19 protein-coding genes are annotated in these 24,388 nt (G+C 64.2%); all 19 read left to right on the forward strand.

Annotated features, from left to right (window positions below; all coding sequences use genetic code 11):
* Window positions 1-59 precede the first annotated feature (59 nt).
* The 19 genes from nuoL to rseP all read left to right on the forward strand — a co-directional run bounded on the left by nuoL (window position 60) and on the right by rseP (window position 24,346).
* Window positions 60-2,102, forward strand: a complete 2,043-nt coding sequence (gene nuoL, locus JAO75_RS14940; RefSeq protein ID WP_199049932.1) for an NADH-quinone oxidoreductase subunit L — start codon at window positions 60-62, stop codon at window positions 2,100-2,102.
* Window positions 2,102-3,613: an NADH-quinone oxidoreductase subunit M gene (locus tag JAO75_RS14945; protein ID WP_199049933.1), complete on the forward strand. Its 1,512-nt coding sequence runs from the start codon at window positions 2,102-2,104 to the stop codon at window positions 3,611-3,613. The genes nuoL and JAO75_RS14945 overlap by 1 nt, the downstream gene beginning before the upstream one ends.
* Before the next feature lie 7 nt (window positions 3,614-3,620).
* Complete coding sequence (gene nuoN, locus JAO75_RS14950; protein ID WP_199049934.1) at window positions 3,621-5,060, forward strand: NADH-quinone oxidoreductase subunit NuoN; 1,440 nt, start codon at window positions 3,621-3,623, stop codon at window positions 5,058-5,060.
* A 2-nt stretch (window positions 5,061-5,062) separates the two neighbouring features.
* Window positions 5,063-5,893 (forward strand): biotin--[acetyl-CoA-carboxylase] ligase, encoded by an 831-nt coding sequence (locus tag JAO75_RS14955; RefSeq protein WP_343234622.1) that lies wholly within the window; start codon window positions 5,063-5,065, stop codon window positions 5,891-5,893.
* Window positions 5,893-7,566 (forward strand): ribonuclease J, encoded by a 1,674-nt coding sequence (locus tag JAO75_RS14960; protein ID WP_199049935.1) that lies wholly within the window; start codon window positions 5,893-5,895, stop codon window positions 7,564-7,566. The genes JAO75_RS14955 and JAO75_RS14960 overlap by 1 nt, the downstream gene beginning before the upstream one ends.
* A gap of 24 nt (window positions 7,567-7,590) precedes the next feature.
* Window positions 7,591-7,995 carry a methylmalonyl-CoA epimerase gene (mce, locus tag JAO75_RS14965; protein ID WP_199049936.1) on the forward strand — a complete coding sequence of 135 codons (405 nt, stop codon included), beginning with the start codon at window positions 7,591-7,593 and terminating at the stop codon, window positions 7,993-7,995.
* Window positions 7,996-8,005: 10 nt separating this feature from the next.
* On the forward strand, window positions 8,006-8,341 hold the full coding sequence (locus JAO75_RS14970; protein WP_246742517.1) for a DUF1467 family protein: 336 nt from the start codon (window positions 8,006-8,008) through the stop codon (window positions 8,339-8,341).
* Window positions 8,342-8,850: 509 nt separating this feature from the next.
* Entirely contained in the window at window positions 8,851-10,179 is a 1,329-nt protein-coding gene (gene proS, locus JAO75_RS14975; RefSeq protein ID WP_199049937.1) for a proline--tRNA ligase, read from the forward strand.
* Between the two features lie 6 nt (window positions 10,180-10,185).
* Window positions 10,186-11,475, forward strand: coding sequence for a lipoprotein-releasing ABC transporter permease subunit (locus tag JAO75_RS14980; protein WP_199049938.1), 1,290 nt, complete (start codon window positions 10,186-10,188; stop codon window positions 11,473-11,475).
* Window positions 11,476-11,477: 2 nt separating this feature from the next.
* Window positions 11,478-12,173 (forward strand): ABC transporter ATP-binding protein, encoded by a 696-nt coding sequence (locus JAO75_RS14985; protein WP_199049939.1) that lies wholly within the window; start codon window positions 11,478-11,480, stop codon window positions 12,171-12,173.
* A gap of 394 nt (window positions 12,174-12,567) precedes the next feature.
* The gene (gene dnaE / locus JAO75_RS14990) at window positions 12,568-16,041 is read left to right on the forward strand and encodes a DNA polymerase III subunit alpha (protein ID WP_199049940.1); all 3,474 of its coding nucleotides are present in this window, start codon (window positions 12,568-12,570) and stop codon (window positions 16,039-16,041) included.
* 799 nt (window positions 16,042-16,840) lie between these two features.
* Window positions 16,841-17,866, forward strand: coding sequence for a 30S ribosomal protein S2 (locus JAO75_RS14995; protein WP_199049941.1), 1,026 nt, complete (start codon window positions 16,841-16,843; stop codon window positions 17,864-17,866).
* A gap of 104 nt (window positions 17,867-17,970) precedes the next feature.
* Entirely contained in the window at window positions 17,971-18,900 is a 930-nt protein-coding gene (tsf, locus tag JAO75_RS15000) for a translation elongation factor Ts (RefSeq protein ID WP_199049942.1), read from the forward strand.
* A gap of 72 nt (window positions 18,901-18,972) precedes the next feature.
* A complete protein-coding gene (gene pyrH, locus JAO75_RS15005; RefSeq protein WP_425523194.1) occupies window positions 18,973-19,686 on the forward strand; it encodes a UMP kinase in 714 nt (237 codons plus the stop codon).
* Window positions 19,687-19,757: 71 nt separating this feature from the next.
* Window positions 19,758-20,318 carry a ribosome recycling factor gene (gene frr, locus JAO75_RS15010; protein WP_199049943.1) on the forward strand — a complete coding sequence of 187 codons (561 nt, stop codon included), beginning with the start codon at window positions 19,758-19,760 and terminating at the stop codon, window positions 20,316-20,318.
* A gap of 90 nt (window positions 20,319-20,408) precedes the next feature.
* The gene (locus JAO75_RS15015) at window positions 20,409-21,116 is read left to right on the forward strand and encodes an isoprenyl transferase (RefSeq protein ID WP_246742518.1); all 708 of its coding nucleotides are present in this window, start codon (window positions 20,409-20,411) and stop codon (window positions 21,114-21,116) included.
* A gap of 2 nt (window positions 21,117-21,118) precedes the next feature.
* Window positions 21,119-21,973, forward strand: coding sequence for a phosphatidate cytidylyltransferase (locus JAO75_RS15020; RefSeq protein WP_199049945.1), 855 nt, complete (start codon window positions 21,119-21,121; stop codon window positions 21,971-21,973).
* Window positions 21,974-21,979: 6 nt separating this feature from the next.
* Window positions 21,980-23,164, forward strand: a complete 1,185-nt coding sequence (gene dxr, locus JAO75_RS15025; RefSeq protein WP_199049946.1) for a 1-deoxy-D-xylulose-5-phosphate reductoisomerase — start codon at window positions 21,980-21,982, stop codon at window positions 23,162-23,164.
* A gap of 18 nt (window positions 23,165-23,182) precedes the next feature.
* Window positions 23,183-24,346 carry an RIP metalloprotease RseP gene (gene rseP, locus JAO75_RS15030; protein ID WP_199049947.1) on the forward strand — a complete coding sequence of 388 codons (1,164 nt, stop codon included), beginning with the start codon at window positions 23,183-23,185 and terminating at the stop codon, window positions 24,344-24,346.
* Window positions 24,347-24,388: the final 42 nt, after the last annotated feature.

Here is a 24,388-nt window from a genome sequence, read left to right on the forward strand (position 1 = left end):
TTTCTGAACAAAATCATGCGTCAGCTGTAAGCCCGAACGGACCGGCGAAGTAAACGAACATGTATCACGCAATCGTCTTCCTGCCGCTCGTCGGCTTCCTCATCGCAGGCCTCTTCGGGCGTGTGCTCGGTCCCCGGCCGAGCGAGATCATCACCACGGCGCTGCTCTTCGTGGCCGCCGTCCTCTCCTGGGTGTCTTTCATCCAGGTCGGCTTCGGTGACGGCGCCACCCGGGTCCAGGTCGCCCAGTGGATGTCCGTCGGCGACCTCCAGGTCGATTGGGCTTTCCGGATCGATACGCTGACAGCCATGATGCTTGTGGTGGTGAACACGGTCTCGGCCCTCGTGCACCTCTACTCCATCGGCTACATGCACGAGGATCCGCACCGGGCGCGCTTCTTCGCCTATCTCTCCCTCTTCACCTTCACCATGCTCATGCTGGTGACGGCCGACAACCTCGTCCAGATGTTCTTCGGCTGGGAGGGCGTGGGCCTCGCAAGCTATCTGCTCATCGGCTTCTGGTACCAGAAGGACTCCGCCAATGCGGCGGCCATGAAGGCCTTCATCGTCAACCGCGTCGGCGATTTCGGCTTCCTGCTCGGCATCTTCACGATCTTCGTGCTGTTCGGCGGCGTGACCTTCGATACGATCTTCCCTCGGGTGGCCGAGTTCGCGAACGCGAACTTCACCTTCCTTGGGATCGAGTGGCATGCCCTGACCATCGCCTGCCTGCTGCTGTTCATGGGCGCCATGGGCAAGTCGGCGCAGTTCCTGCTGCACACCTGGCTGCCGGACGCGATGGAAGGCCCGACCCCGGTCTCGGCCCTGATTCACGCCGCCACCATGGTGACTGCGGGCGTGTTCATGGTCGCCCGGCTCTCGCCGGTCTTCGAATATGCGCCGGCCGCTCTGACGGTCGTCACCATCATCGGCGGCATCACGGCCTTCTTCGCCGCGACCGTCGGTCTGGTCCAGAACGACATCAAACGCGTGATCGCCTACTCGACCTGCTCGCAGCTCGGCTACATGTTCGTGGCGCTCGGCGTCGGTGCCTACAGCGCCGGCGTGTTTCACCTCTTCACGCACGCCTTCTTCAAGGCCCTGCTGTTCCTCGGCGCCGGCTCGGTGATCCACGCCATGCACCATGAGCAGGACATGCGCCACATGGGGGCTCTGCGCCGCTACATCCCCATCACCATGGCCATGATGCTCATCGGCAACCTGGCCCTGACCGGCTTTCCGTTCACCGCAGGTTACTATTCCAAGGATGCGATCATCGAGGCGGCCTACGCGGCCCATTCGACCGCCGGCTCCTTCGCCTTTATGGCGACGGTGGTCGCTGCCTTCATGACGTCGTTCTATTCCTGGCGTCTGTTCTTCCTCACCTTCGAGGGCACCGCTCGCTGGGGCCATGGCCATCACGGCCATGCGGCTCATGCTCCGCACGACCACGAGGGTGTTGAGCACGACGAGCGCAGCCGCGACGTGGAGCCTGCCCACCATGCCGATCACGAGCACGGCCACCATGGGGACCACACGCCCCATGAGAGCCCGCTGGTGATGCTCCTGCCGCTGATCGTGCTCGCCATCGGTGCGGTCGTAGCCGGCATCGTCTTCCACGATGCGTTCATCGGCGAAGGCTATGCTGAATTCTGGAAGGGCGCCCTGTTCACCCGTCCCGAGAACCACATCCTGGAAGAGATGCACCACCTCCCGGGCTGGGTGCCGCTCCTGCCGTCGATCATGATGGCCCTTGGTCTGGCTCTCGCGTACTACATGTACATCGTCGACACGAAGCAGCCCGTGAAACTCGCGGCCGATCATCCGCTCCTGTACCGCTTCCTTCTGAACAAGTGGTACTTCGACGAGCTCTACGACGCGATCTTCGTGCGTCCCGCCATGGCCATCGGCCGCTTCTTCTGGCGGACCGGCGACCAGCGCATCATCGACGGGCTCGGCCCTGACGGCATCTCCGCCCGCGTCATGGATGTGACGCGCGGGGTGGTGCGGGTCCAGACGGGCTACGTCTATCACTATGCCTTCGCGATGCTGATCGGCGTTGCGGCTCTCGTGACCTTCTATCTCTTCAGGGGAGCCCACTAATGTTCGGCTTCGGCATCCTCTCCGGCCTTCTCATTCTCCCGCTTGTCGGAGCGGCCTTCATCCTGACCCTGCGCGGCGACAGCGAGGCGGCTCGCTCCAACGCCCGCTGGGCGGCGCTTGCAACGACGATCGCGACCTTCCTGCTGTCGCTCGTCGCCTGGGCGCGTTTCGACACGGCCACTTCAGCGTTCCAGCTTGTGGAAAGCCACGTCTGGCTGACCGAGACCATCCGGTTCAAGCTCGGCGTCGACGGCTTCTCCATGCCGCTGATCCTGCTCACCACGTTCCTGATGCCGTTCTGCATCCTGGCTTCCTGGGAGTCGATCGGGCACCGGGTGAAGGAATACTTCGTCGCCTTCCTGGTCCTTGAGACCACGATGATCGGCGTGTTCTGCGCCCTCGACCTCGTGCTGTTCTACCTGTTCTTCGAGGCAGGCCTGATCCCGATGTTCCTCATCATCGGCATCTGGGGCGGCAAGCGGCGCATCTACGCGAGCTTCAAGTTCTTCCTCTACACGCTGCTCGGCTCCGTGCTGATGCTGCTCGCCATCATGGCCATGTACTGGCAGGCGGGCACCACCGACATCCCGACCCTGCTGGCGTTCAACTTCGCGTCGAACCTGCAGACCTGGCTGTGGCTCGCCTTCTTCGCCTCGTTCGCCGTGAAGATGCCCATGTGGCCGGTCCACACCTGGCTTCCGGACGCCCACGTTGAGGCGCCGACCGCAGGCTCGGTGATCCTGGCCGGCGTCCTGCTGAAGATGGGCGGCTACGGCTTCATCCGAGTTTCCCTACCGATGTTCCCCGAGGCATCGGAGTATTTTGCCCCCTTGGTCTTCGCGCTCTCTGTCATCGCGATCGTCTACACCTCGCTGGTCGCCCTGATGCAGGAGGACATCAAGAAGCTCATCGCCTATTCGTCGGTGGCGCATATGGGCTTCGTGACCATGGGCCTGTTCAGCATGAATGAGCAGGGCATCCAGGGCGCCATGTTCACCATGATCTCCCACGGCCTCATCTCCGGCGCGCTCTTCCTCTGCGTGGGCGTCATCTACGACCGGATGCACACCCGCGAGATCAAGGCCTATGGCGGCCTTGTGAACCGGATGCCCATGTATGCGGTGGTGTTCCTGATCCTGACTATGGCCAACGTGGCCCTGCCGGGCACCTCCGGCTTCGTCGGCGAGTTCCTCACCCTGATGGGAGCCTTCCGGTCCAACACCTGGGTGGCGTTCTTCGCGACCACGGGCGTGATCCTGTCGGCTGCGTATGCGCTCTGGCTCTACCGACGCGTGGTGTACGGGGAGCTCGACAAGCCGGCGCTCCAGACGATCACCGACCTGAACCGCCGCGAGATCATCACCTTCGCGCCGCTGATCCTGCTCATCATCTATTACGGCGTGCAGCCCGGTCCGATCCTCGACGTCTTCGCGGCACCGACGGAGACGCTTCTCAACAACGTTCAGGCTGCGCTCGCCACCGTGAAAACGGCCGCTGTCGCCGCACACTGAGGTCACGATGAACCCCGCCCTCACCATTCCCGCTTTCGGACCCGTGCTGCCAGAAATCATCCTGGCGGCCGGAGCCCTCATCATGGTCCTGTTCGGCGCCATCCGTGGCGAGCGGCCCGGCTACGCCATGAACATCATCGCCCTGGCGCTTCTGGCCGTCACCTTCGTGGCGGTGCTGATGCTCCCGTCCGAGCGCATTGAGACCATGGGCGGCTCCTTCGTGATCGACGGCTTCGCCAAGTTCATGAAGGCGCTGACGCTCATCGCTTCGGCCGGCGGCGTTATTCTCTCGCTCGACTACATGCGCCGCGAGGGGATCAGCCGGTTCGAGTACCCGATCCTGATCGTGCTCTCGACCATCGGCATGATGATGGTGATCTCGGCCAATGACCTGATCGCCCTCTATATCGGTCTCGAGCTGCTCAGCCTGTCCTCGTATGTGATCGCCGCCTTCGACCGCGACAACGTCCGCTCGACGGAGGCCGGCCTGAAGTACTTCGTGCTCGGCTCGCTCTCGTCCGGCATGCTGCTCTACGGCTCGTCCCTGGTCTATGGCTTCTCCGGGAGCATCTCGTTCCCGGTCATCGCCACGATCCTTCAGGGCGATGTCGGCATCGGCGCCATCGTGGGCCTCGTCTTCGTGGCCGCCGGCATCGCCTTCAAGATCTCCGCCGTGCCGTTCCACATGTGGACGCCGGACGTCTATGAGGGCTCGCCCACGCCGGTGACCGCCTTTTTCGCCGCCGCTCCCAAGATGGCCGGCATGGCCATGGCCACCCGCGTCTTCATCGATGCCTTCCCGGGCATCCTGATCCAGTGGCAGCAGATCATCGTCTTCATCTCGATCGCCTCCATGGCGCTCGGCTCCTTCGCGGCCATCGGCCAGCGCAACATCAAGCGCCTGATGGCCTATTCCTCCATCGGCAACGTGGGCTATGCGCTGATCGGCCTCGCGACCGGCACGGCGGCAGGCGTTCAGGGCGTCATCGTCTATATGGCGATCTATCTCGCCATGACGCTCGGCACCTTCGCGGTGATCCTCGGCCTGCGCCGCGGAAACGTGATGTACGAGACGGTGGACGACCTGTCCGGGATGGCACGCACCCATCCGGTGCTCGCCTTCTGCCTCGCCATGATGATGTTCTCGCTCGCGGGTATCCCGCCGCTCGCCGGCTTCTTCGCCAAGTTTGCGGTCTTCAACGCTGCGATCGAAGCCGATCTGGTGGCTCTTGCCATCATCGGCGTGGTGACGAGCGTGATCGGCGCCTATTACTACCTGCGCATCGTCAAGGTGATGTACTTCGATGATCCGGCCGAGCGCTACGATGCCATGCCTGCGGGCGTGAAGTTCGTGCTCGCTCTCTGCAGCATCTTCGTCGTGCTCTTCGGCATCGTTCCGGCGCCGCTTGTGGCGGCTGCGCGCACGGCCGCAATCTCCCTGTTCTGACCGTGCACCTGTCGCCCGAGACCGAGTCTGCCGGATACAGGCTGATCTCCCTCGAGGCGACAGGCTCGACGAACGACGACGCCCTTCAGGCCGCACGGTCGGGAGATCCAGGACAGCTCTGGATTACCGCCGCCGAGCAGCTTTCGGGCAGGGGGCGGCACGGCCGGCAATGGTCGTCGCCTCCCGGCAACCTCTATGCCAGCCTGCTGCTGGTCGATCCCTGCGACGTGGCATCTGCACCGCAGCTCGGGTTTGTTGCTGGCCTCGCCTTGCACGAAGCGGTCGAGACCGTCACGGGCCTCGGTGCTCCGCGTCTCGCCCTCAAGTGGCCGAACGATCTCCTGCTTGACGGCGCCAAGGTGTCAGGTCTGCTGCTCGAAGGGCACAGGCTGCAGCCGAATGGCCCGCTGGCAATCGTCATCGGCTTCGGAGTGAACGTCTCTTTCGCTCCCTCCGGCACGCCTTATCCGGCGGCGAGCCTGCAGCAGGTGAGGCCGAGCCTGACCCGCGACGAGGTGTTGCAAGCCCTGTCCGGTGCCTTCGCAAGGGCGTTCGCAGCGTGGCGGGCTTCATCGCGCATGAATGCGTCCGATCCGTTCGGAGCAATCCGGCGCCTCTGGCTGGAGCGCGCAGCCGGGGTCGGGCAGGAGGTCACGCTCCGACTGCCCTCCGGCGAGAGGCGCGGTATCTTCGAAGGTCTCGACCGCTTCGGCCGCCTGCAGCTGAAAAGCGCCGCCGGGGTGGAACTCATCGACGCGGGCGACCTTTATTTTCCCAATTTGCTGCACGATATAGCCAAGCCAAGCGCTGGCGCGAAAAGGTCTCAATCTTAATGGCATCCCACCAGGACGAATTGGTTTTCCTCCCTCTCGGCGGTCTCGGCGAGATCGGCATGAACGCTGCCCTCTACGGCTTCGGGCCGGAGCGCGACCGGCAGTGGATTCTCGTCGATTGCGGCATGGGCTTCGGGGGCGAGGAGAACCTGCCTGGCATCGACGTCGTCTACCCGGATCTGCGCTTCATCGAGGAGGAGCGCCATAACCTTCTGGGCATCTTCATCACTCACGCGCATGAGGACCACATCGGCGCTCTGGTCGAGATGTGGCCGCGCCTGCAGGCGCCCGTCTACGCCACGAAATTCGCCATCGGCCTCCTGGAAACACGCCGCCTGTCGGAGCCAAACGCGCCGAAGGTCGACCTCAATGAGATCGTGCCGGGCCAGCGCCTGAAGCTCGGCCCCTTCGACATCGAGTATGTGCCCGTCGCCCATTCGATTCCGGAGTCGAACGCTTTGGCGATCCGAACGCCGCATGGGCTCGTGGTCCATACCGGCGACTGGAAGCTCGACAGCACCCCGTATCTCGGCAGCCTGACGTCCGAGGAGGCCTTCCGCGCCCTCGGCGACGAGGGCGTTCTCGCGCTGGTCTGCGATTCCACCAACGTGGTGCGCGAGGGCACGAGCCCGAGCGAAGCCGACGTGTCGAAGAACCTCGCCCAGCTCATCAAGGACTCCCCCCACAGGGTCGCCGTCACCACCTTCGCGTCCAATGTGGCCCGCATTCGCTCCGTCGCGGAAGCCGCGCGGGAGTGCGGGCGCGAGGTGATCGTGGTCGGCCGCGCGATGGACCGCGTCGTCGAGGTGGCGAAGGAATGCGGTTATCTCGAAGACCTGCCCGAGTTCCGCTCGGCCGATAACTTCGGCTACATACCGCGTGACAAGGTCGTCGCAATTCTCACCGGCTCCCAGGGCGAGCCTCGCGCGGCCCTGGCCCGCATTGCCCAGGACGAGCATCCCGATATCGCGCTCTCCGCCGGCGACCGGGTGATCTTCTCCTCCCGGGCCATTCCGGGCAACGAGAAGGCCGTCGGCTCGATCATCAACAGCCTGATCGAGCAGGGCATCGATGTCATCACGGATCGAACCGAGATGGTCCATGTCTCCGGCCACCCGCGCCGGGGGGAACTCGCCCAGATGTACCAGTGGACCCGTCCCCGCATCGCGATTCCCGCCCATGGCGAGCCGCTGCACCTGAGCGAGCATGCGAAGTTCGCCCGTCAGCAGGGCGTGCAGGAGGTGGTGAGAGCCAAGAACGGAACCCTGGTTCGCCTCTCACCCGGCCCTGCGGAGATCGTCGATACCATTCCGGCGGGCCGCCTCTACAGGGACGGCAACATCGTCATCGGCGCCGCGGAGCGGGCACTGCCGGAGCGCCGCAAGCTCGCCTTTGCCGGCATCGTGACGGTCGCCATCGCGATCGACGACCGGGGCGAACTCGTGGGCGATCCGGTGATCGACGCCATGGGCCTTCCGGACAAGAACCGGCAAGGGCGTGACATGACCGACATCATCGCCGATACGGTGGCGGACCTGCTCGATGGACTGCCGAAAGCCAAGCGCCGGGATCCGGAGGCGGTCGAGAACGCCGTCCACCGGGCCGTCCGCGCTGCCGTCAACCAGGAATGGGGCAAGAAGCCCGCCTGCCACGTGCTCGTGATCGAGGCATAGGGCGTCGAACCCCGGGAGAGCCAGATGATCGGACGTCTCAACCATGTCGCCATAGCCGTGCGCGATATCGCGGCGGCTTCCGAGGTCTATCGCAGCACCCTGGGCGCCCAGGTCTCCGCACCTGAACCTCTCGAAGAGCACGGGGTTACCGTCGTGTTCATCACGCTGCCGAACACCAAGATCGAGCTGTTGGAGCCCTTGGGCGCGGAATCCCCCATCGCCCGGTTTCTGGAAAAGAACCCGGACGGCGGCATGCACCACATCTGCTACGAGGTGGACGATATCGGCGCCGCCAGGGACCAGCTTGTGAATTCCGGGGCCAGGGTGCTCGGCTCCGGCGAGCCCAAGATCGGGGCACACGGGAAACCCGTGCTTTTCCTGCACCCCAAGGATTTCAACGGCACCCTCATCGAACTTGAACAAGCCTGAGGACAAGCTGTTGATAAACCTCGTCAAAGCTCTCTCCGGATCGGTCTGGTCCACCCTGGCCGTAGTGGTCGCCATCTCGGCGGTTGCCATTGCCGTTGTCGTCAACGGCTTCGACCTGCGGATCAGCGGAGGGCTGGCCCTCTATTTCGTGATCTGGTGGATTCTGCTCTTCGCCGTCCTGCCCTTCGGCGTCCGCAGTCAGGCGGAGGCCGGTGAGGTGGTCCGGGGCAGCGAACCGGGGGCGCCTGCGCTTCCAGCCCTGCGCGAGAAGGCGATCTGGACGACCCTCGTCGCGTCAGTCGTACTGGTCATCGTCGCGGCGGTCTTTCCCCTGGCCGGGCTCTAAAGCATCGGACCCAAAAGTGGATTTGCACTTTTGGGATCGGATCCGATGCTTTCTTCTTGGATGAGAGCATCGTGTGACCGGAAAAAACCGGGTCCACTTTTCCGCACGATGCTCTAGAGGCCTCAAGCGCTAACCCAAAAGAAAAAAGCAAGGCTTTCGCCTTGCCTGAACTGCCTTTTGGCATTTTTTGATCCCTGGCTTTCTCAGGCCAGCGCCTGTCTGGCGCTTGGGGATCTTGTTCCTCCCGAAACTCGGACCGTAGCCTCTAACCTTCGAAGGTCTTAAGACGTTAGGGCTTCGTTTATAATCAGGTTCCCCAAGGGTGTCACCTTTCTTGGGCAGCCGATGGTGCAATTTTCGGCATTTACTGTATTCATCTTTGGTCTAATCCGCCGCGCCGCGGGCCCTGTGAACCGATGACAGCTTGTCTTTTGGCCGAGGCCTGTGTTGTGTGCTGGAAACGAGTCGCTTTCCAACTCTTCCTCTGATCGAGATCTTAAAGGCGTCCCATGCGTTTGAGCCGCTACTTCCTCCCCATTCTTCGCGAGACGCCGAAGGAGGCGGAGATCGTCTCCCACCGCCTGATGCTGCGCGCCGGCATGATCCGCCAGGAGTCAGCGGGCATCTACGCCTGGCTGCCACTGGGGCTGCGGGTGCTGAACAAGGTCAACGCCATCGTCCGCGAGGAACAGAACCGCTCCGGCGCCGTCGAACTCCTCATGCCGACGATCCAGTCGGCCGATCTCTGGCGCGAGTCGGGCCGCTATGACGCGTACGGCAAGGAGATGCTGCGCATCCAGGACCGGCACGAGCGCGAGATGCTGTTCGGCCCCACCAACGAGGAAATGATCACGGAGATCTTCCGGGGCTACGTGCGCTCCTACAAGGACCTGCCGCTGAACCTCTATCACATCCAGTGGAAGTTCCGCGACGAGGTGCGTCCGCGCTTCGGCGTCATGCGCTCCCGCGAGTTCCTGATGAAGGACGCCTATTCCTTCGACCTGGACCAGGCCGGCGCCGTCCACTCCTACAACAAGATGTTCGTGGCCTATCTCCGCACCTTCGCCCGGATGGGCCTGAAGGCGATCCCGATGCGGGCCGATACGGGCCCGATCGGCGGCAATCTGAGCCATGAATTCATCATCCTGGCCTCGACCGGCGAGAGCGAGGTGTTCTGCCACGCGGATTACCTGAACTTCGACATTCCGCCGGCGGACACCAACTTCGACGACATTCCCGGCCTCCAGAGCACCGTCGACAAGTGGACGTCGCTCTATGCGGCGACCTCCGAGATGCACGATGCGGCAGCCTTCGACGCCGTTCCGGGCGAGAAGAAGATGTCCGCCCGTGGCATCGAGGTCGGCCATATCTTCTATTTCGGCACCAAGTACTCCGAGCCCATGGGCGCGAAGGTCATGGGGCCGGACGGTCAGGAGCACGAAGTCCACATGGGCTCCTACGGCATCGGCCCGAGCCGCCTGATCGCCGCCATCATCGAGGCGAGCCATGACGAGAACGGCATCATCTGGCCCGAGGCCGTGGCGCCCTTCGATGTGGCGATCCTGAACCTGAAGGCAGGCGATTCCGCAACCGACGGCGCCTGCGAGCGGCTCTACCGCGAACTCTCCGCCGCCGGTCGCGACGTGCTCTACGACGACCGCGACGAGCGTCCGGGCGGAAAGTTCGCCACCGCCGACCTCATCGGCGTGCCGTGGCAGGTGGTGATCGGCCCGAAGGGCCTCGCCGAGGGCAAGGTGGAGCTGAAGCGCCGCGCCACGGGCGAACGCGAGACGCTGTCCCTCGAGGATGTGGCCGCGCGCCTGAGCCGCCATACATAAGCAGTCATGGCCAAGGCACCGGACACCAAAGCGGCTCCGTCAGGGACGAAACCCTTCTCGCTCTTCGAGTGGATGCTCGCGGGGCGCTACCTGCGCACCCGGCGGCGGGAAGGTTTCGTGTCGGTGATCGCCGGCTTCTCGTTCCTCGGGATCATGCTCGGCGTCGCCACGCTGATCGTGGTGCTCTCGGTCATGAACGGCTTCCGCAAGGAACTGCTCGACAAGATTGTGGGCATCAACGGCCACATCTTCGTAGCCCCGCTGGAAAGCCCTCTGACCGACTACCCTGAGGTCGCGGCGCGCATTGCCGCGGTGCCGGGCGTTCGGCGCGCCATCCCGCTGGTGGAGGGCCAAGCCTTCGGCTCCTCGCAGTACAACGGCAGCGGCGTCCTCGTGCGCGGCATCCGCCCCGAGGATCTGCAGAAGATCGAGCACATTTCCGGCAACATCCGCCAGGGCACCCTCGAGAATTTCGAGGAAGGCGAGGGGGTCGCCATCGGCCGGCGACTCGCTGATGCCCTGTCGCTCCAGGCGGGCGATACCTTCACGCTGATCACGCCGCGCGGCGCGTCCACGCCCTTCGGCACCGCGCCACGGGTGAAGGGTTATCCTGTGAAGGCGATCTTCGAGATCGGCATGTCGGAGTTCGACTCCACCTTCGTGTTCATGCCCCTCACGGAGGCGCAGAACTACTTCAACCGCCAGGGCGACGTGCAGCTGATCGAGGTCTATCTCGACAATGCCGACCGGGTGGACGAGGCGCGTGCGGCCATCGAGGAGGCGGCCGGGCGGCCGATCCTGATGACCGACTGGCGCCAGCGCAACCGCACCTTCTTCGGCGCGCTCGAGGTCGAGCGCAACGTGATGTTCCTTATCCTCACGCTCATCGTGCTGGTGGCGGCGCTCAACATCATCTCGGGCCTCATCATGCTGGTGAAGGACAAGTCGGAGGACATCGCGATCCTGCGCACCATGGGGGCGACACGGGGCGCCATCATGCGCGTCTTCCTGATCACCGGTGCCTCCATTGGCATCGTGGGAACGATCGCGGGATTCGGCCTCGGGCTGCTGCTCGCGCTCAACGTCGAGACCATCCGCGATGTCATCTCGCGGCTTACGAGCACCAACCTCTTTCCGGCCGAACTCTACTTCTTGAGCCGCCTGCCGGCCGATGTGAATCCGACCGAGGTCGCGACCATTCTGATCATGGCGATGGTGCTGTCGCTGCTCGCGACCCTCTATCCCTCCTGGCGGGCCGCGAAGCTCGATCCCGTCGAAGCGTTGCGTTACGGTTGAGTATGTCGCCAGCCCAATCCCAGCCCACCCTGCACCTGTCGAAGGTCGAGCGCCGCTACCCGCAAGGGGACAGCTTCCTTGAAGTGCTGCGCGGCGCCGATCTCGCGATCTGGCCCGGAGAGATCGTGGCGCTCGTCGCGCCGTCGGGCACGGGCAAGTCGACGCTGCTTCATGTGGCGGGCCTGCTCGAGAAACCAGATGGCGGCGAGGTGTTCGTCGGCTCCAAGCCGACTGCCGCGATGAACGACCAGGACCGCACCCGCGTCAGGCGCGAGGAGCTCGGCTTCGTCTACCAGTTCCATCACCTCCTGCCGGAGTTCTCAGCCCTGGAGAACGTGGTGATCCCGCAGCTCATCCGCGGACTTCCCAAGGCGGAAGCGCAGGATCGGGGCAGGCAGCTCCTCACCTTCCTCGGTCTCGGCAAGCGCCTCGACCACCGCCCCGGCGAGCTCTCCGGCGGCGAGCAGCAGCGCGTCGCCATCGCCCGTGCGGTCGCCAATGCTCCGCGCCTGCTGCTGGCGGACGAGCCCACCGGCAACCTCGACCCGCACACCGCCGACCGGGTCTTCCAGACCCTCGTGGCCATCGTCCGCGCGTCGAAGCTCGCGGCCCTCATCGCCACCCACAACATGGATCTCGCCGCCCGCATGGATCGGCGCGTGACCATCCGCGATGGGCTGATCGTTCAGCTGCCCTGAGGCTTCACTCTCTCATGCCGAACTGGCGCTAGACGCCCTTCAGGCGCACCCGCCGGCGGGTGATCGCATCTTTACGCTTTGTTGACTCCGTCCCGAAAGCAGCCTCTGCACAGGCTTTACACAGAACATTCAATGAACAAATATGAACATATTGGGAACACGGAGATCAGACCATGCTTCGCTTCATCATCGAGACCACCGCCGAAATCGCTTCGTTGGCCATGTTCGGCTCGGCCGTGGCAATCTGGGCTCTGGTTCTTTCTCCCATCGCTTGATACCCGGAATCCACAACAACCCACCGCGATTCACAGGAACATAGTCCTCGGCATCCTGGGTTAGGACTTCTGAGGAAAGAATCGTGCCACTATGCGTGTCATTGAGTGAGTAGAGTTTCATGGCGCGCATTCTTCAGGATATCGGCTTCGTTCATCTGCACGTGCACTCCTCGTATTCGCTGCTCGAGGGTGCCCTGAAGATTGCCCAACTGGCGAAACTCGCCGCCGCCGACAAGCAGCCGGCGCTGGCGCTCACCGACACCAACAATCTCTTCGGCGCTCTCGAGTTCTCCGAGAAGATGGCGGGCTCCGGCATCCAGCCCATCGCCGGAGTCCAGCTCTCGGTCTGCTTCGAGGAGGCTGACCCGGTTGCCCGCGTGGTGCCTCAGCCCGCCAATATCGTGCTGCTCGCACAGAACGAGGAGGGTTATCGCAACCTCATGCGCCTCGTGAGCCACGCCTATTTCGGCGTGCCGCTCGGCGAAAATCCGCGGGTTGCAGCCCCCGCGCTGTCGGCTCACAGCGAAGGCCTGATCGCGCTGACAGGCGGTTTCAGCGGCCCCCTCGACTGCGCCCTGCGCAACGGCGGGCGCCAGGATCTGGCTCAAGCCCGGCTCGATATCCTCAAAAGTGCCTTCGGCCATCAGCTCTATGTGGAGATCCAGCGTCACGGATTGGAAGACGAGCGCCTGATCGAAGGCGAGTTGTTGACGCTTGCAGACCGCAACGGCCTGCCGGTCGTTGCCGCCAACGAGCCATTCTTCTCCTCGTCGAAGGACTACGAGGCGCACGATGCGCTGCTCGCCATTGCGGAAGGGCAGATCGTCTCCAACCCGGATCGCCGCCGCCTCTCGCCTGAACACCACTTCAAGACGCGCCAGCAGATGATGGAGCTGTTCGCGGACTTGCCGGATGCGCTGCAGGCGAGCGTCGAGATCGCCATGCGCTGCGCCACGCGCGTGCGCACCCGCAAGCCCATTCTGCCGAGTTTCGGCACCGGCCCCGACGCTGCCACTCTCGATGAGGGCGAGGAGCTGCAGCGGCAGGCGGAAGAAGGCCTCGCCAAGCGTCTCGCCGCGCATGGGCCCGCGCCGGGCCTGACGGAGCAGGACTATCGCGACCGACTCGCCTTCGAGGTCGGCATCATCCGCAAGATGCAGTTCCCCGGCTACTTCCTCATCGTGGCGGACTTCATCAAATGGGCGAAGGATCACGATATTCCGGTGGGGCCCGGCCGTGGTTCCGGTGCGGGTTCGCTCGTGGCTTATGCGCTCACCATCACGGATCTCGATCCGCTGCGGTTCAGCCTGCTCTTCGAGCGCTTTCTGAACCCGGAACGCGTGTCGATGCCCGACTTCGACATCGACTTCTGCGTCGATGGACGCGAGCGCGTCATCCAGTATGTGCAGCAGCGATACGGCGAAGAGCAGGTAGCGCAGATCATCACCTTCGGCACATTGCTCGCCCGCGGCGTGCTGCGCGACGTCGGCCGCGTGCTGGAGATGCCCTACGGCCAGGTGGACAAGCTCACCAAGCTCGTGCCGCAGAACCCGGCCAATCCCGTGACTTTGGCGCAGGCCATCGAAGGCGAGCCGAAGCTGCAGGCGGCCATTGACGAGGAGCCTGTCGTCAAGCGCATGCTCGATATCGCGCAGAAGCTCGAGGGCTTGCATCGGCACGCCTCGACCCACGCGGCCGGTGTCGTCATCGGCGACCGTCCGCTGCAGGAACTGGTGCCGCTCTACCGAGACCCGAAGACCGGGATGCGCGTGACCCAGTACAATATGAAATGGGTCGAGCAGGCGGGCCTCGTGAAGTTCGACTTCCTGGGCCTCAAGACCCTCACGGTCCTGCGCACGGCAGTCGACCTCATTCGCCGCAAGGGGATCGAGGTGGACCTCTCTGCGCTGCCGCTCGATGACCGCAAGACCTACGAGATGCTCCAGCGCGGCGAGACGGTCGGCGTGTTCCAGGTGGAATCGGCGGGCATGCGCAAGGCGCTCGTGGAGATGGAGACCGACCGGTTCGAGGACATCATCGCCCTCGTGGCGCTCTACCGTCCGGGTCCGATGGCGAACATCCCGGTCTATTGCGCGCGCAAATTGGGCAAGGACGAGCACAACAAGAAGGACTGGTATCCCCACGACAAGCTCGAGCCGATCCTGCGCGAGACCTTCGGCATCATCGTCTACCAGGAGCAGGTGATGGAGGTGGCGAAGGTCCTCTCCGGCTACTCGCTCGGCGACGCCGACCTTCTGCGTCGCGCCATGGGCAAGAAGATCAAGGCCGAGATGGACGCGCAGCGCGAGCGCTTCGTGTCCGGGGCCAAGGAGGGCGGCCTCGACAAGGCCAAGGCCAACGAGATCTTCGACCTTCTCGCGAAGTTCGCCGATTACGGCTTCAACAAGAGTCACGCGGCCGCCTATGCGCTCGTCGCGTTCCAGACCGCGTATCTGAAGGCCAATCACCCGGTCGAGTTCCTGGCCGCGTCCATGACGCTCGATCTCGACAACACCGACAAGCTGTCGGAATTCCGCCGCGAGGTGCAGCGCCTTGGCTTCAAGGTCATCCCGCCCTCCATCAACCAGTCGGGCGTGGTGTTCGATGTGCTGTACGATGCGGAAGGCCAGGGGCAGATTCTCTATGCGCTGGCCGCCGTCAAAGGCGTGGGCCGCCAGGCCATCGAGAGCGTGGTCGAGGCCCGCGGCGACAAGCCCTTCAAGGATCTCGCCGATTTCGCCCGGCGCATCAATCCGCGCATGCTCAACAAGCGCACCCTGGAGAACCTGATCGCAGCAGGCGCATTCGACGAGCTGGAGCCGGACCGGGCCAGGGCCTGCGCCTCCATCGACGCCATGATGAGCCTCGCCCAGCAATCCCACGAGGCCGCCAATGGCGGCATGATGGACATGTTCGGCGGCGTCGCCTCGGCCGATGTCCAACTGCGGATCGGGCCTTACGAACCCTGGCCTGCGGCCGAGAGGTTGCAGCGGGAGTACGACGCGGTCGGCTTCTTCCTTTCGGGCCATCCGCTCGACGAATATGGCGATCTCCTCAAGAAGCTGCGGGTTCAGACCTGGGTCGAGTTCTGCCGCTCGGTGAAGGCAGGCAATTCCGTGGGAAAGGTTGCCGCCACCGTGCTCGACCGGCAGGAGCGCCGGACCAAGACCGGCAACAAGATGGGCATTCTCATGCTCTCCGATCAGACCGGGCAGTACGAAGCCATCATCTTCTCCGAGGGCCTGATGCGGTTCCGCGAGGTGCTGGAGCCCGGCGCCGCCGTCGTCCTGATGCTGCAGGCCGGGATGGAGGGCGAAGAGGTGAGGGCGCGAATCGGCATCGCCGAGCCGCTGGAAGAGGCTCTCGCCAAGCACCAGAAGGGCATGCGGATCTTCCTGCGGGACGAGCGGCCTATTTCAAGCGTGCAGGAGCGCCTGAAAGCAAGAGGCGAGGGCGAGGTCTCGCTGGTCCTGATCCTGGATGAGGGCGACCGGGAAGTGGAGGTCAAGCTTCCCGGCAAGTACATGGCCTCGCCCCAGATCGCCGGTGCCCTCCGGGCCGTGCCGGGGGTGGTCGAAGTGCAGATGAATTGAGGCGGTGCGGGAATCCTCGCCCGCACGTGGAGGGCGTCGGAAGTTTCGACGTTCTGTATTTGTTCTTGACAATCCTCCTAACCTCGGCTATACCTTGCCTTAGACCTGCCTCTAATGAGGGGCGCGCTCGCGAGGCGTCGCTGTGTGGAGGCAGGCACGGTCCCGTGATGCGGCCTCGCAAGCGGCATCGACGGGAGGCCCAGGCTGCGTGCCGGCGGTCGGAATCGGTTCAAGGCCCCCGTCGAGCAGACGGACAACGCCTTGAGCGGTCACCGGGCCGGCACCGCTTGTCCGCCTAAAGAAGCCGTGCGCGAAGAGGCATTCCGGCTCTTCCCTTTCACCATCACACATCGAGCCGGGCTGCCTGTCGCGCCACCCTCGATTGCCCTTCAGGCTCGCAGCACCCGCTGCGGGCCCTGAGGTGCTGGTTCTTTGACAGAGAACGTCATCCCGGACGGCAAAGCCGATCCGGGATCGAAAGACGAGTATAGCGCTGTCATCCTGGGGCGGCGCAGCCGAGCCCCGGATCCATAACCGCTGACGGTGCAGGAAAAGACGTGACGCCGATGCACATCCTGAAACGCTAGCGGTTATGGATCCCCGCCTGCGCGGGGATGGCACCGAGGAGGAGACGGCGCCATGCCCCGACAGGAGAACGCCCCGCTTGCGTTTCCTCGCGTTTCCTCCTATATGCGCCCGCATCCCACACGCGGAATCCCCTCATGAGCTCATGAGGAACCCCCGGTGGCCGGAAGGGTCCGGTCCACTGTTCCGCGGAGGCTTAACCGGAGAATAGATTATGGCGCTTCCCGATTTTTCGATGCGCAGCCTGCTTGAGGCTGGCGCTCACTTTGGCCACCAGGCCCACCGCTGGAACCCGAAGATGGGTCAGTTCATCTTCGGCACCCGCAACAACATCCATATCATCGACCTCGCCCAGACGGTTCCGATGCTGCACCGCGCCCTCCAGGCCGTCAGCGACACGGTGGCCAAGGGCGGCCGCGTGCTCTTCGTCGGCACGAAGCGCCAGGCTTCCGACGCGGTTGCCGATGCGGCCAAGCGTTCGGCCCAGTACTACGTGAACTCCCGCTGGCTCGGCGGCATGCTGACCAACTGGAAGACCATCTCCGGCTCGATCTCCCGCCTGCGCAAGGTCGACGAGATCCTCGCCGGCGGCGGCCAGGGCCTCACGAAGAAAGAGCGCCTCATGCTTGCCCGCGAGAAGGAAAAGCTCGAGCGCGCTCTCGGCGGCATCAAGGACATGGGCGGCACGCCCGACCTGATCTTCGTCATCGACACCAACAAGGAGCAGCTGGCGATCCAGGAGGCCAAGCGCCTCGGCATCCCGGTGGCGGCCATCGTCGATACGAACTGCGATCCGGACGGCATTACCTTCCCGGTCCCGGCCAACGACGACGCCGGCCGTGCGATCTCGCTCTATTGCGATCTGGTTGCCCGCGCTGCCCTCGACGGCATCTCCCGCGGCGCCGGTGACATGGGCATCGACATCGGTGCTTCCGAGAACCCGATGGCTGAAGAGCTTCCGGCCAACGACACGGCTGCTGCTCCCGCTTATGAGGGCGAGCAGTTCGAGCGTCTGGCGGCTCCCCGCGGCGCTCCGGACGACCTGACCAAGCTCAACGGCGTTGGCCCGCAGCTCGAGAAGAAGCTCAACGAGGCCGGCATCTTCCACTACTGGCAACTCGCTGCCATGCAGCCGGCCGATGCCGCCCAGCTCGACAAGGACCTGAAGCTGAACGGCCGTCTCGAGCGCGATGGCTGGATCAACCAGGCCCGCTCGATGATCGAAGCCGCTGCTGCGTAAGCCTTACGGCGCCGCATCTGCAGCGCCGCTTGAACGAATGATCGAGCCCGGCGTTCCACGAGCGCCGGGCTCCCTCTATGCGTAAACCTTTGAAAGGAACAGCCATGGCGAACATTACCGCTGCGATGGTGAAAGAGCTGCGCGAGACGACCAGCGCCGGCATGATGGACTGCAAGGCCGCCCTCGCCGAGACCAACGGCGACATGGAGGCCGCGATCGACTGGCTCCGCAAGAAGGGCCTCTCGAAGGCCGCCAAGAAGGCCGGCCGCGTGGCCGCCGAGGGCCTCGTGGCCGTCGAATCGTCGGGCCACACCGCGACGATTCTCGAGGTGAACTCCGAGACCGACTTCGTCGCGCGCAACGACGGGTTCCAGGCCTTCGTCCGCGAAGCCGCCAAGATCGGCCTCAACGGCAACGGCACCATGGAGTCGCTCGAAGCCGCGACCTTCCCCGGCTCGTCCACGACCGTGAAGGATCGTCTGCAGGAGCTCATCGCCACCATCGGCGAGAACATGACCCTGCGTCGCGTCGCGAAGCTCGAAGTCTCGAAGGGCGTGATCGCCACCTATGTCCACAACGCCGTGACCGAGGGCCTCGGCAAGATCGGCGTGCTGGTGGCGCTCGAGTCCGAGGGTGACGTGACCGTTCTCAGCAACCTCGGCCGCCAGATCGCCATGCACGTGGCCGCCACGAACCCGGTGGCTCTCGATGCCTCCGGCGTCGACCAGGCGACCGTCGAGCGCGAGAGCGCGATCCTGCGCGACAAGAATGCCGGCAAGCCGGACCACGTCATGCAGAAGATCATCGAGAGCGGCCTGAAGAGCTACTTCAAGGAAGTCACGCTCCTCGAGCAGCCCTTCGTGCACGATCCGTCCAAGACCGTGACCCAGGTGCTCAAGGAAGCCGAGTCCAAGGCCGGCAAGCCGGTCACCCTCAAGGCCTTCGTCCGCTATGCCCTCGGCGAGGGCATCGAGAAGGAGGAGGCTCCGGACTTCGCGGCGGAAGTCGCCGCCCAGGCCGGTCTCAAGGCCTAAATCGACCTTAAGCAAAACGGCGGCTCCTCAGCCGCCGTTTTCATGAGAGGGTTCGAAACGAAAGGTCTGACGATGACAACATTCCGGCGCGTCCTGGTGAAGCTCTCGGGTGAGGCTCTGATGGCCCCCGACGGCTATTGGCTCGATCCTCAGACCCTGTCCTCCCTGGCGGAGGATTTGGCCCAGGCCACCCGCGCCGGGTTCGAGATCGCTGTCGTCATCGGCGGCGGCAACATCATCCGGGGCGCCCGCATGAGCGCCGCCGGCTGGATCGACCGCCCCACGGCGGACTCCATGGGCATGCTCGGCACGGTCATGAACTCGCTGGCCATCGAGACGGCCCTAAACGCCGCCGGCGTTCCGGCCCGCACCATGTCGGCCGTCTCCATGCCGACGATCTGCGAGACCTATGCCCGCCAGCCCGCCCTCCATCACCTCGACAAGGGGCAGGTGGTGGTTCTCGCCGGCGGCACCGGCAACCCGTTCTTCACCACGGATACCGCCGCCGTCCTGCGCGCCGCCGAACTGCGTTGCGATGCGGTGCTCAAGGCCACCCAGGTGGACGGCGTCTATTCGGCCGATCCCAAGAAGGATCCGACTGCGGTTCGATTCGACCGGCTGACCCATGACGAGGCCATTGCCAAGGATCTCAAGGTCATGGACACGGCCGCCTTCGCCCTGGCTCGTGAGAGCCGGCTGTCGATCATCGTGGGCTCCGTGCACGCTCCCAGCTCCGTGACCGCTCTTCTCCAGGGGAAAGTGCCCTCTACAGTCGTCGCCCCTTGATCCAGGGGCCTTGATGCTGGACCTTGGGGAGCGTAAGCCCGTTTAGATAGTTCGCGTAAGGGACAAAACTGATGGCTACGACCTTTGATATCGCCGATGTGAAGCGCCGCATGCAGGGCGCCATCAACGCCTTCAAGAACGACCTGGCCAGCCTCAGGACCGGGCGTGCCTCCCCGAACCTGCTCGATCCGATCCAGATCGACGCCTATGGCGCATCGATGCCGATTTCGCAGGTGGCCACCGTCAACGTGCCGGAGCCGCGCCTGCTCAGCGTCCAGGTTTGGGACCGGGGCATGGTGGCTGCCGTGGAGAAGGCAATCCGCGAGTCGGACCTGGGCCTCAATCCCCAGACGGAGGGCCAGGTGATCCGCCTGCGCATCCCCGAGATGAACGAGCAGCGCCGCAAGGAAATGGTGAAGGTGGCGCACAAATACGCCGAAGAGGCGAAGATTGCCGTTCGCCACGTCCGCCGCGACGGTCTCGACCTCCTCAAGAAACTTGAGAAGGACAGTGCAATCAGCGAGGATGACGGCAAGCGTCATGCCGAGCAGGTTCAGAAGGCGACGGATCAGTTCGTGGCCGAGATCGACACTGTTCTGGACGCCAAGGAAAAGGAAATCATGCACGTCTGATCCTTCAGGCGTGCATTGGAACAGGACATCATGAGCGGCGAAGCCAAACGGGTGGATCCAGGCTTTGCCTGCAGGGAAGCAGGCGAGGGGATGCCGGCTCACGTTGCCATCATCATGGATGGGAATGGCCGTTGGGCGGCCCAACGGGGCCTGCCTCGCTTCGAAGGGCACCGGCGCGGTGTCGAGGCGATCCGCCGTGCCGTGCGCACGGCTGGAGTCCTGGGGATCCGCTACCTGACCGTCTACAGCTTCTCCGCCGAAAACTGGCGGCGCCCGGCTGACGAGGTCTCCGATCTCATGGGGCTTCTCAAGCGCTTTGTCCGGCACGATCTGGCCGAGCTCCACGCCAACAACATCCGGGTCCGGATCATCGGCGAGCGGGAGGGGCTTGCCTCCGACATCCGCCTCCTTCTGGATGAGGCGGAGCAGCTCACCCGCTCCAACACGGGCCTGACCCTGGTGATTGCCTTCAACTACGGCGGGCGGCAGGAGATCGTCAGCGCCATGAGGGCGCTGGCCCGGCAAGTGAAGGAAGGCAGCCTCGATCCGGCCGATATCGACATGGACACGGTGGGGGCGGCTCTCGACACCCATGGCATCCCGGACCCGGATCTGGTCATCAGGACCTCGGGGGAGCAACGGGTCTCCAACTTCCTGACCTGGCAGACGGCCTATTCGGAGTTCGTCTTCCTGCCCTGCTATTGGCCCGACTTCGACGAAGCCGCGTTCAAATCCGCTATCGATGAGTATTGCAGGCGCGACCGTCGCTTCGGCGGGCTGAGCGCCCGGGCTGTCTGACGATGGTTGCGGACGAAGGCTCATCGGCGCCTCACCCCAAGCCGGCCCCTTCCAAAGAGCTGACGACCAGGGTTTTCTCGGCCCTCGTCATGGTGACCGCCGCGCTTCTGACGGCCTATTGGGGCGGCTGGCCCTTCGCCCTGTTCTGGCTGGCGGCTGGAATCGCAATCATGGTGGAATGGACCGACATGACGGGGATCGAGCCCCGCCGTCCGGTCCAGGCCATTCTCGGTCTGGGCCTTGCCGGGCTGACGCTTCTCTTCCTGCTCGGCGCCGAGCTTTGGCTTTCCGTCGCCGTAAGCCTTGCCTTCCTGGCGGCTACCGCTTTTGCAGTGCATGGCGGTCAGAACAAGCTTTGGGCCGTCTCCAGCTTCGTCTATGCGCTGCCCATCGTTCTCATTCCTCCAATCGTGCGCGATCATCCCGATCTCGGCATCCTCGGTCTGCTCTGGATGTTCGCCGTGGTCTGGGCCACTGACATCGCAGCCTACTTCACGGGCCGCACCTTCGGGGGGCCGAAGCTCTGCCCGCCCATCAGTCCGAAGAAAACCTGGTCCGGCTTCATCGGCGGCGTCGTTGCCGCAACGCTGGGCGGCATTCTCGTGGCGTGGGTCGGCCAGCACTATGGCGCCGCCTTGCCCTTCACGCTCGCCGGGATTGCCGCATTGTCCATCGTGGCGTCCATTGCCAGTCAGGTGGGCGACCTCGGGGAATCGGCGCTCAAGCGCCATTGCCAGGTCAAGGATTCGAGCCATCTCATCCCCGGTCATGGCGGCGTCATGGATCGGCTGGACGGCTTCTGGGCTGTCTGCCTCGTCGTCGCCCTTGTTCTTCTGACCCTCGACTCCACCTCATAGGCCTCGATGACCCGTTCCCTCACGATCCTTGGAGCAACCGGCTCAATCGGCCGGTCGACCGCCGATGTGGTGCTGGCTCACCGCGACGAATTCAGGGTCGAGGCAGTTGTCGGCGGGCGCGACGCACTGGCTCTGGCGGAAACGGCCCGACGTCTCGGAGCAAAATTCGCGGCCCTGGCCGACGAGCGCGGAGGCGAGGCTCTGCGGCAGGCGCTCTCCGGCACTGGGATCGGGAGCGGAGCGGGGCAGGCCGCTGTCCTGGAGGCCGCCGAGCGCGATGCCGACATTGTCCTCGCGGCCATCAGCGGAACCGCCGGCTTGGCGCCGACCCATGCAGCGCTGAAGCCGGGACGGCGGATCGCCCTGGCCAACAAGGAGAGCCTTGTCTGCGCCGGCGATGCTTTCATGGCCGATGCTCGCCGCTTCAATGTCGAGATCATGCCGGTCGATTCCGAGCACAATGCCCTGGAGCACGCGTTGGCTGCCGGCCTCAATCGGGATGTGGAAAAGGCAATCATCACCGCCTCGGGCGGTCCATTCCGGACCTGGTCCAGGGAGCGGATCGCGAAAGCCGGCGCCAAGGAGGCTTCGGCCCATCCGGTCTGGTCCATGGGATCGAAGATCAACATCGACTCCGCCACCCTGATGAACAAGGGCCTCGAATTGATCGAGGCTCACCACCTGTTCGGCCTCGGAGCAGAGCGCCTCGACGTCTTGGTCCACCCGGAGGCCATCGTCCACGGCCTGGTTCAATGGACCGACGGTGTCGTGACCGCAGGGCTTGCCCTGCCGGACATGAAGGTCCCCATCGCCAATGCGCTCCGGGGCGACGGGCGCCTGAGGATGGAACTGCCTCGTCTCGATCTTGCCGCGATTGGCCGTTTAAGCTTCGAGCGGCCCGATGAGGCTCGTTTCCCGTGCCTGTCCCTGGCGAAGGCAGCTCTCAGGGCCGGAGGGGCGATGCCCACGATCCTGAATGCCGCCAACGAGATCGCCGTCGAGGCCTATATGGCAGGCGCGATTGGATTTTATGATATTTCCGAGATAGTTGAGAAGGTTTGCTCGACTTTTTCCGGAAGGCAGATGTCAACGCCGTCGACCGTCGCCGAGGCCCTGGCCATCGATCAGGAGGCCCGGCAGACGGCACGCAGGCTCATTCCAGCCTCTGTCGAAGCCGCGCGGGTTCGATAGGGCGCGAAAGGAACACAGATGGACTATGTCTCGATGATCGGCGGTGCGACAGGTTCCCTGTTCCTCACCCTGATCTCTTTCCTCGTGGTGCTCACGGTGGTCGTCTTCATCCACGAATTCGGCCATTTCTGGGTCGGCCGGCTGTGCGGGGTCGGCGTGACGGCCTTCTCCATCGGGTTCGGGCGAGAGTTGGTGGGCTGGACGGACAAGAAGGGAACGCGGTGGAAGATCTCCGCCATTCCCCTGGGCGGCTACGTGAAGTTCGTCGGCGATCTCAACGCCGCCAGCGTCCCGGACCAGAACGAGCTCGATCGGATGCCGGCGGAGCAGCGCTCCATCAGCTTCCCCCACCAGAGCGTCGCCAAGCGGGCTGCTATCGTGGCGGCCGGGCCGATTGCCAACTTCATCTTGGCGATCGCCATCTTTGCGGGCTTCAACTACTTCAACGGACGGGCGGTTCTGGAGCCCAGGATCGAAGCGGTCCAGCCGGGCAGCGCAGCCGAGAGGGCTGGTTTTCAGCCGAAGGACCTGATTCTGACCGTCGATGGCAGGAGCATACAGACCTTCGCCGACATGCAGCTCATCGTCAGTTCCAGCGCGGGCGAGCCCCTCGCTTTCACGGTGGACCGCAATGGAGAAACCGTTGCCCTGACGGCAACGCCGAATTTCGTCGAGCGGACCAGTCCTTTCGGCAAGCAGCGGATCGGTCTGCTGGGTGTTGAGGCCTCCCGTGACCCCTCGGCGATCAAGCGCCTGACCTATTCGCCCTGGGGAGCCCTGAAGGCCGCTGTGGTCGAGACCTGGAACCTGGTCGAGCGGACGATCAACTTCATCCGGCGTCTCGTGTTGGGGGTGGAATCGGCCGATCAGCTCTCAGGGCCTATCGGAATCGCCCGGGCGTCCGGTGTCGCCTTCGACATCGGCGGGGTCTACAGCCTTGTCAGCCTCATCGGCTTCATGTCGGTCTCGATTGGCCTCATTAACCTTTTTCCCATTCCCCTGCTGGATGGGGGCCACCTTCTGTTCTATGCCATTGAGGCTGTTCGCGGCCGTCCTCTGAGCGAAAAAGCCCAGGAAATCGGCTTCAGAATCGGGTTTGCCCTGGTGGCGATGCTCATGTTGTTCGCCACTTGGAATGATCTTGTTCACCTTGGCACCAGTTTTATGAGCCCGGGATCGTGACAAGGACGCCACGCAGCATAAAAATCGCTACTCCGTTGTGGA

This window comes from Microvirga splendida (assembly GCF_016427565.1).
Taxonomy (GTDB): domain Bacteria; phylum Pseudomonadota; class Alphaproteobacteria; order Rhizobiales; family Beijerinckiaceae; genus Microvirga; species Microvirga splendida.

What these genes read in the sequence shown, in the direction of transcription:
- nuoL (WP_199049932.1), top strand. Translation starts at nt 60, where the DNA reads ATGTATCACGCAATCGTCTTCCTGCCGCTCGTCGGCTTCCTCATCGCA.
- JAO75_RS14945 (WP_199049933.1), top strand. Translation starts at nt 2,102, where the DNA reads ATGTTCGGCTTCGGCATCCTCTCCGGCCTTCTCATTCTCCCGCTTGTC.
- nuoN (WP_199049934.1), top strand. Translation starts at nt 3,621, where the DNA reads ATGAACCCCGCCCTCACCATTCCCGCTTTCGGACCCGTGCTGCCAGAA.
- JAO75_RS14960 (WP_199049935.1), top strand. Translation starts at nt 5,893, where the DNA reads ATGGCATCCCACCAGGACGAATTGGTTTTCCTCCCTCTCGGCGGTCTC.
- mce (WP_199049936.1), top strand. Translation starts at nt 7,591, where the DNA reads ATGATCGGACGTCTCAACCATGTCGCCATAGCCGTGCGCGATATCGCG.
- proS (WP_199049937.1), top strand. Translation starts at nt 8,851, where the DNA reads ATGCGTTTGAGCCGCTACTTCCTCCCCATTCTTCGCGAGACGCCGAAG.
- JAO75_RS14980 (WP_199049938.1), top strand. Translation starts at nt 10,186, where the DNA reads ATGGCCAAGGCACCGGACACCAAAGCGGCTCCGTCAGGGACGAAACCC.
- JAO75_RS14985 (WP_199049939.1), top strand. Translation starts at nt 11,478, where the DNA reads ATGTCGCCAGCCCAATCCCAGCCCACCCTGCACCTGTCGAAGGTCGAG.
- dnaE (WP_199049940.1), top strand. Translation starts at nt 12,568, where the DNA reads ATGGCGCGCATTCTTCAGGATATCGGCTTCGTTCATCTGCACGTGCAC.
- JAO75_RS14995 (WP_199049941.1), top strand. Translation starts at nt 16,841, where the DNA reads ATGGCGCTTCCCGATTTTTCGATGCGCAGCCTGCTTGAGGCTGGCGCT.
- tsf (WP_199049942.1), top strand. Translation starts at nt 17,971, where the DNA reads ATGGCGAACATTACCGCTGCGATGGTGAAAGAGCTGCGCGAGACGACC.
- pyrH (WP_425523194.1), top strand. Translation starts at nt 18,973, where the DNA reads ATGACAACATTCCGGCGCGTCCTGGTGAAGCTCTCGGGTGAGGCTCTG.
- frr (WP_199049943.1), top strand. Translation starts at nt 19,758, where the DNA reads ATGGCTACGACCTTTGATATCGCCGATGTGAAGCGCCGCATGCAGGGC.
- JAO75_RS15015 (WP_246742518.1), top strand. Translation starts at nt 20,409, where the DNA reads ATGCCGGCTCACGTTGCCATCATCATGGATGGGAATGGCCGTTGGGCG.
- JAO75_RS15020 (WP_199049945.1), top strand. Translation starts at nt 21,119, where the DNA reads ATGGTTGCGGACGAAGGCTCATCGGCGCCTCACCCCAAGCCGGCCCCT.
- dxr (WP_199049946.1), top strand. Translation starts at nt 21,980, where the DNA reads ATGACCCGTTCCCTCACGATCCTTGGAGCAACCGGCTCAATCGGCCGG.
- rseP (WP_199049947.1), top strand. Translation starts at nt 23,183, where the DNA reads ATGGACTATGTCTCGATGATCGGCGGTGCGACAGGTTCCCTGTTCCTC.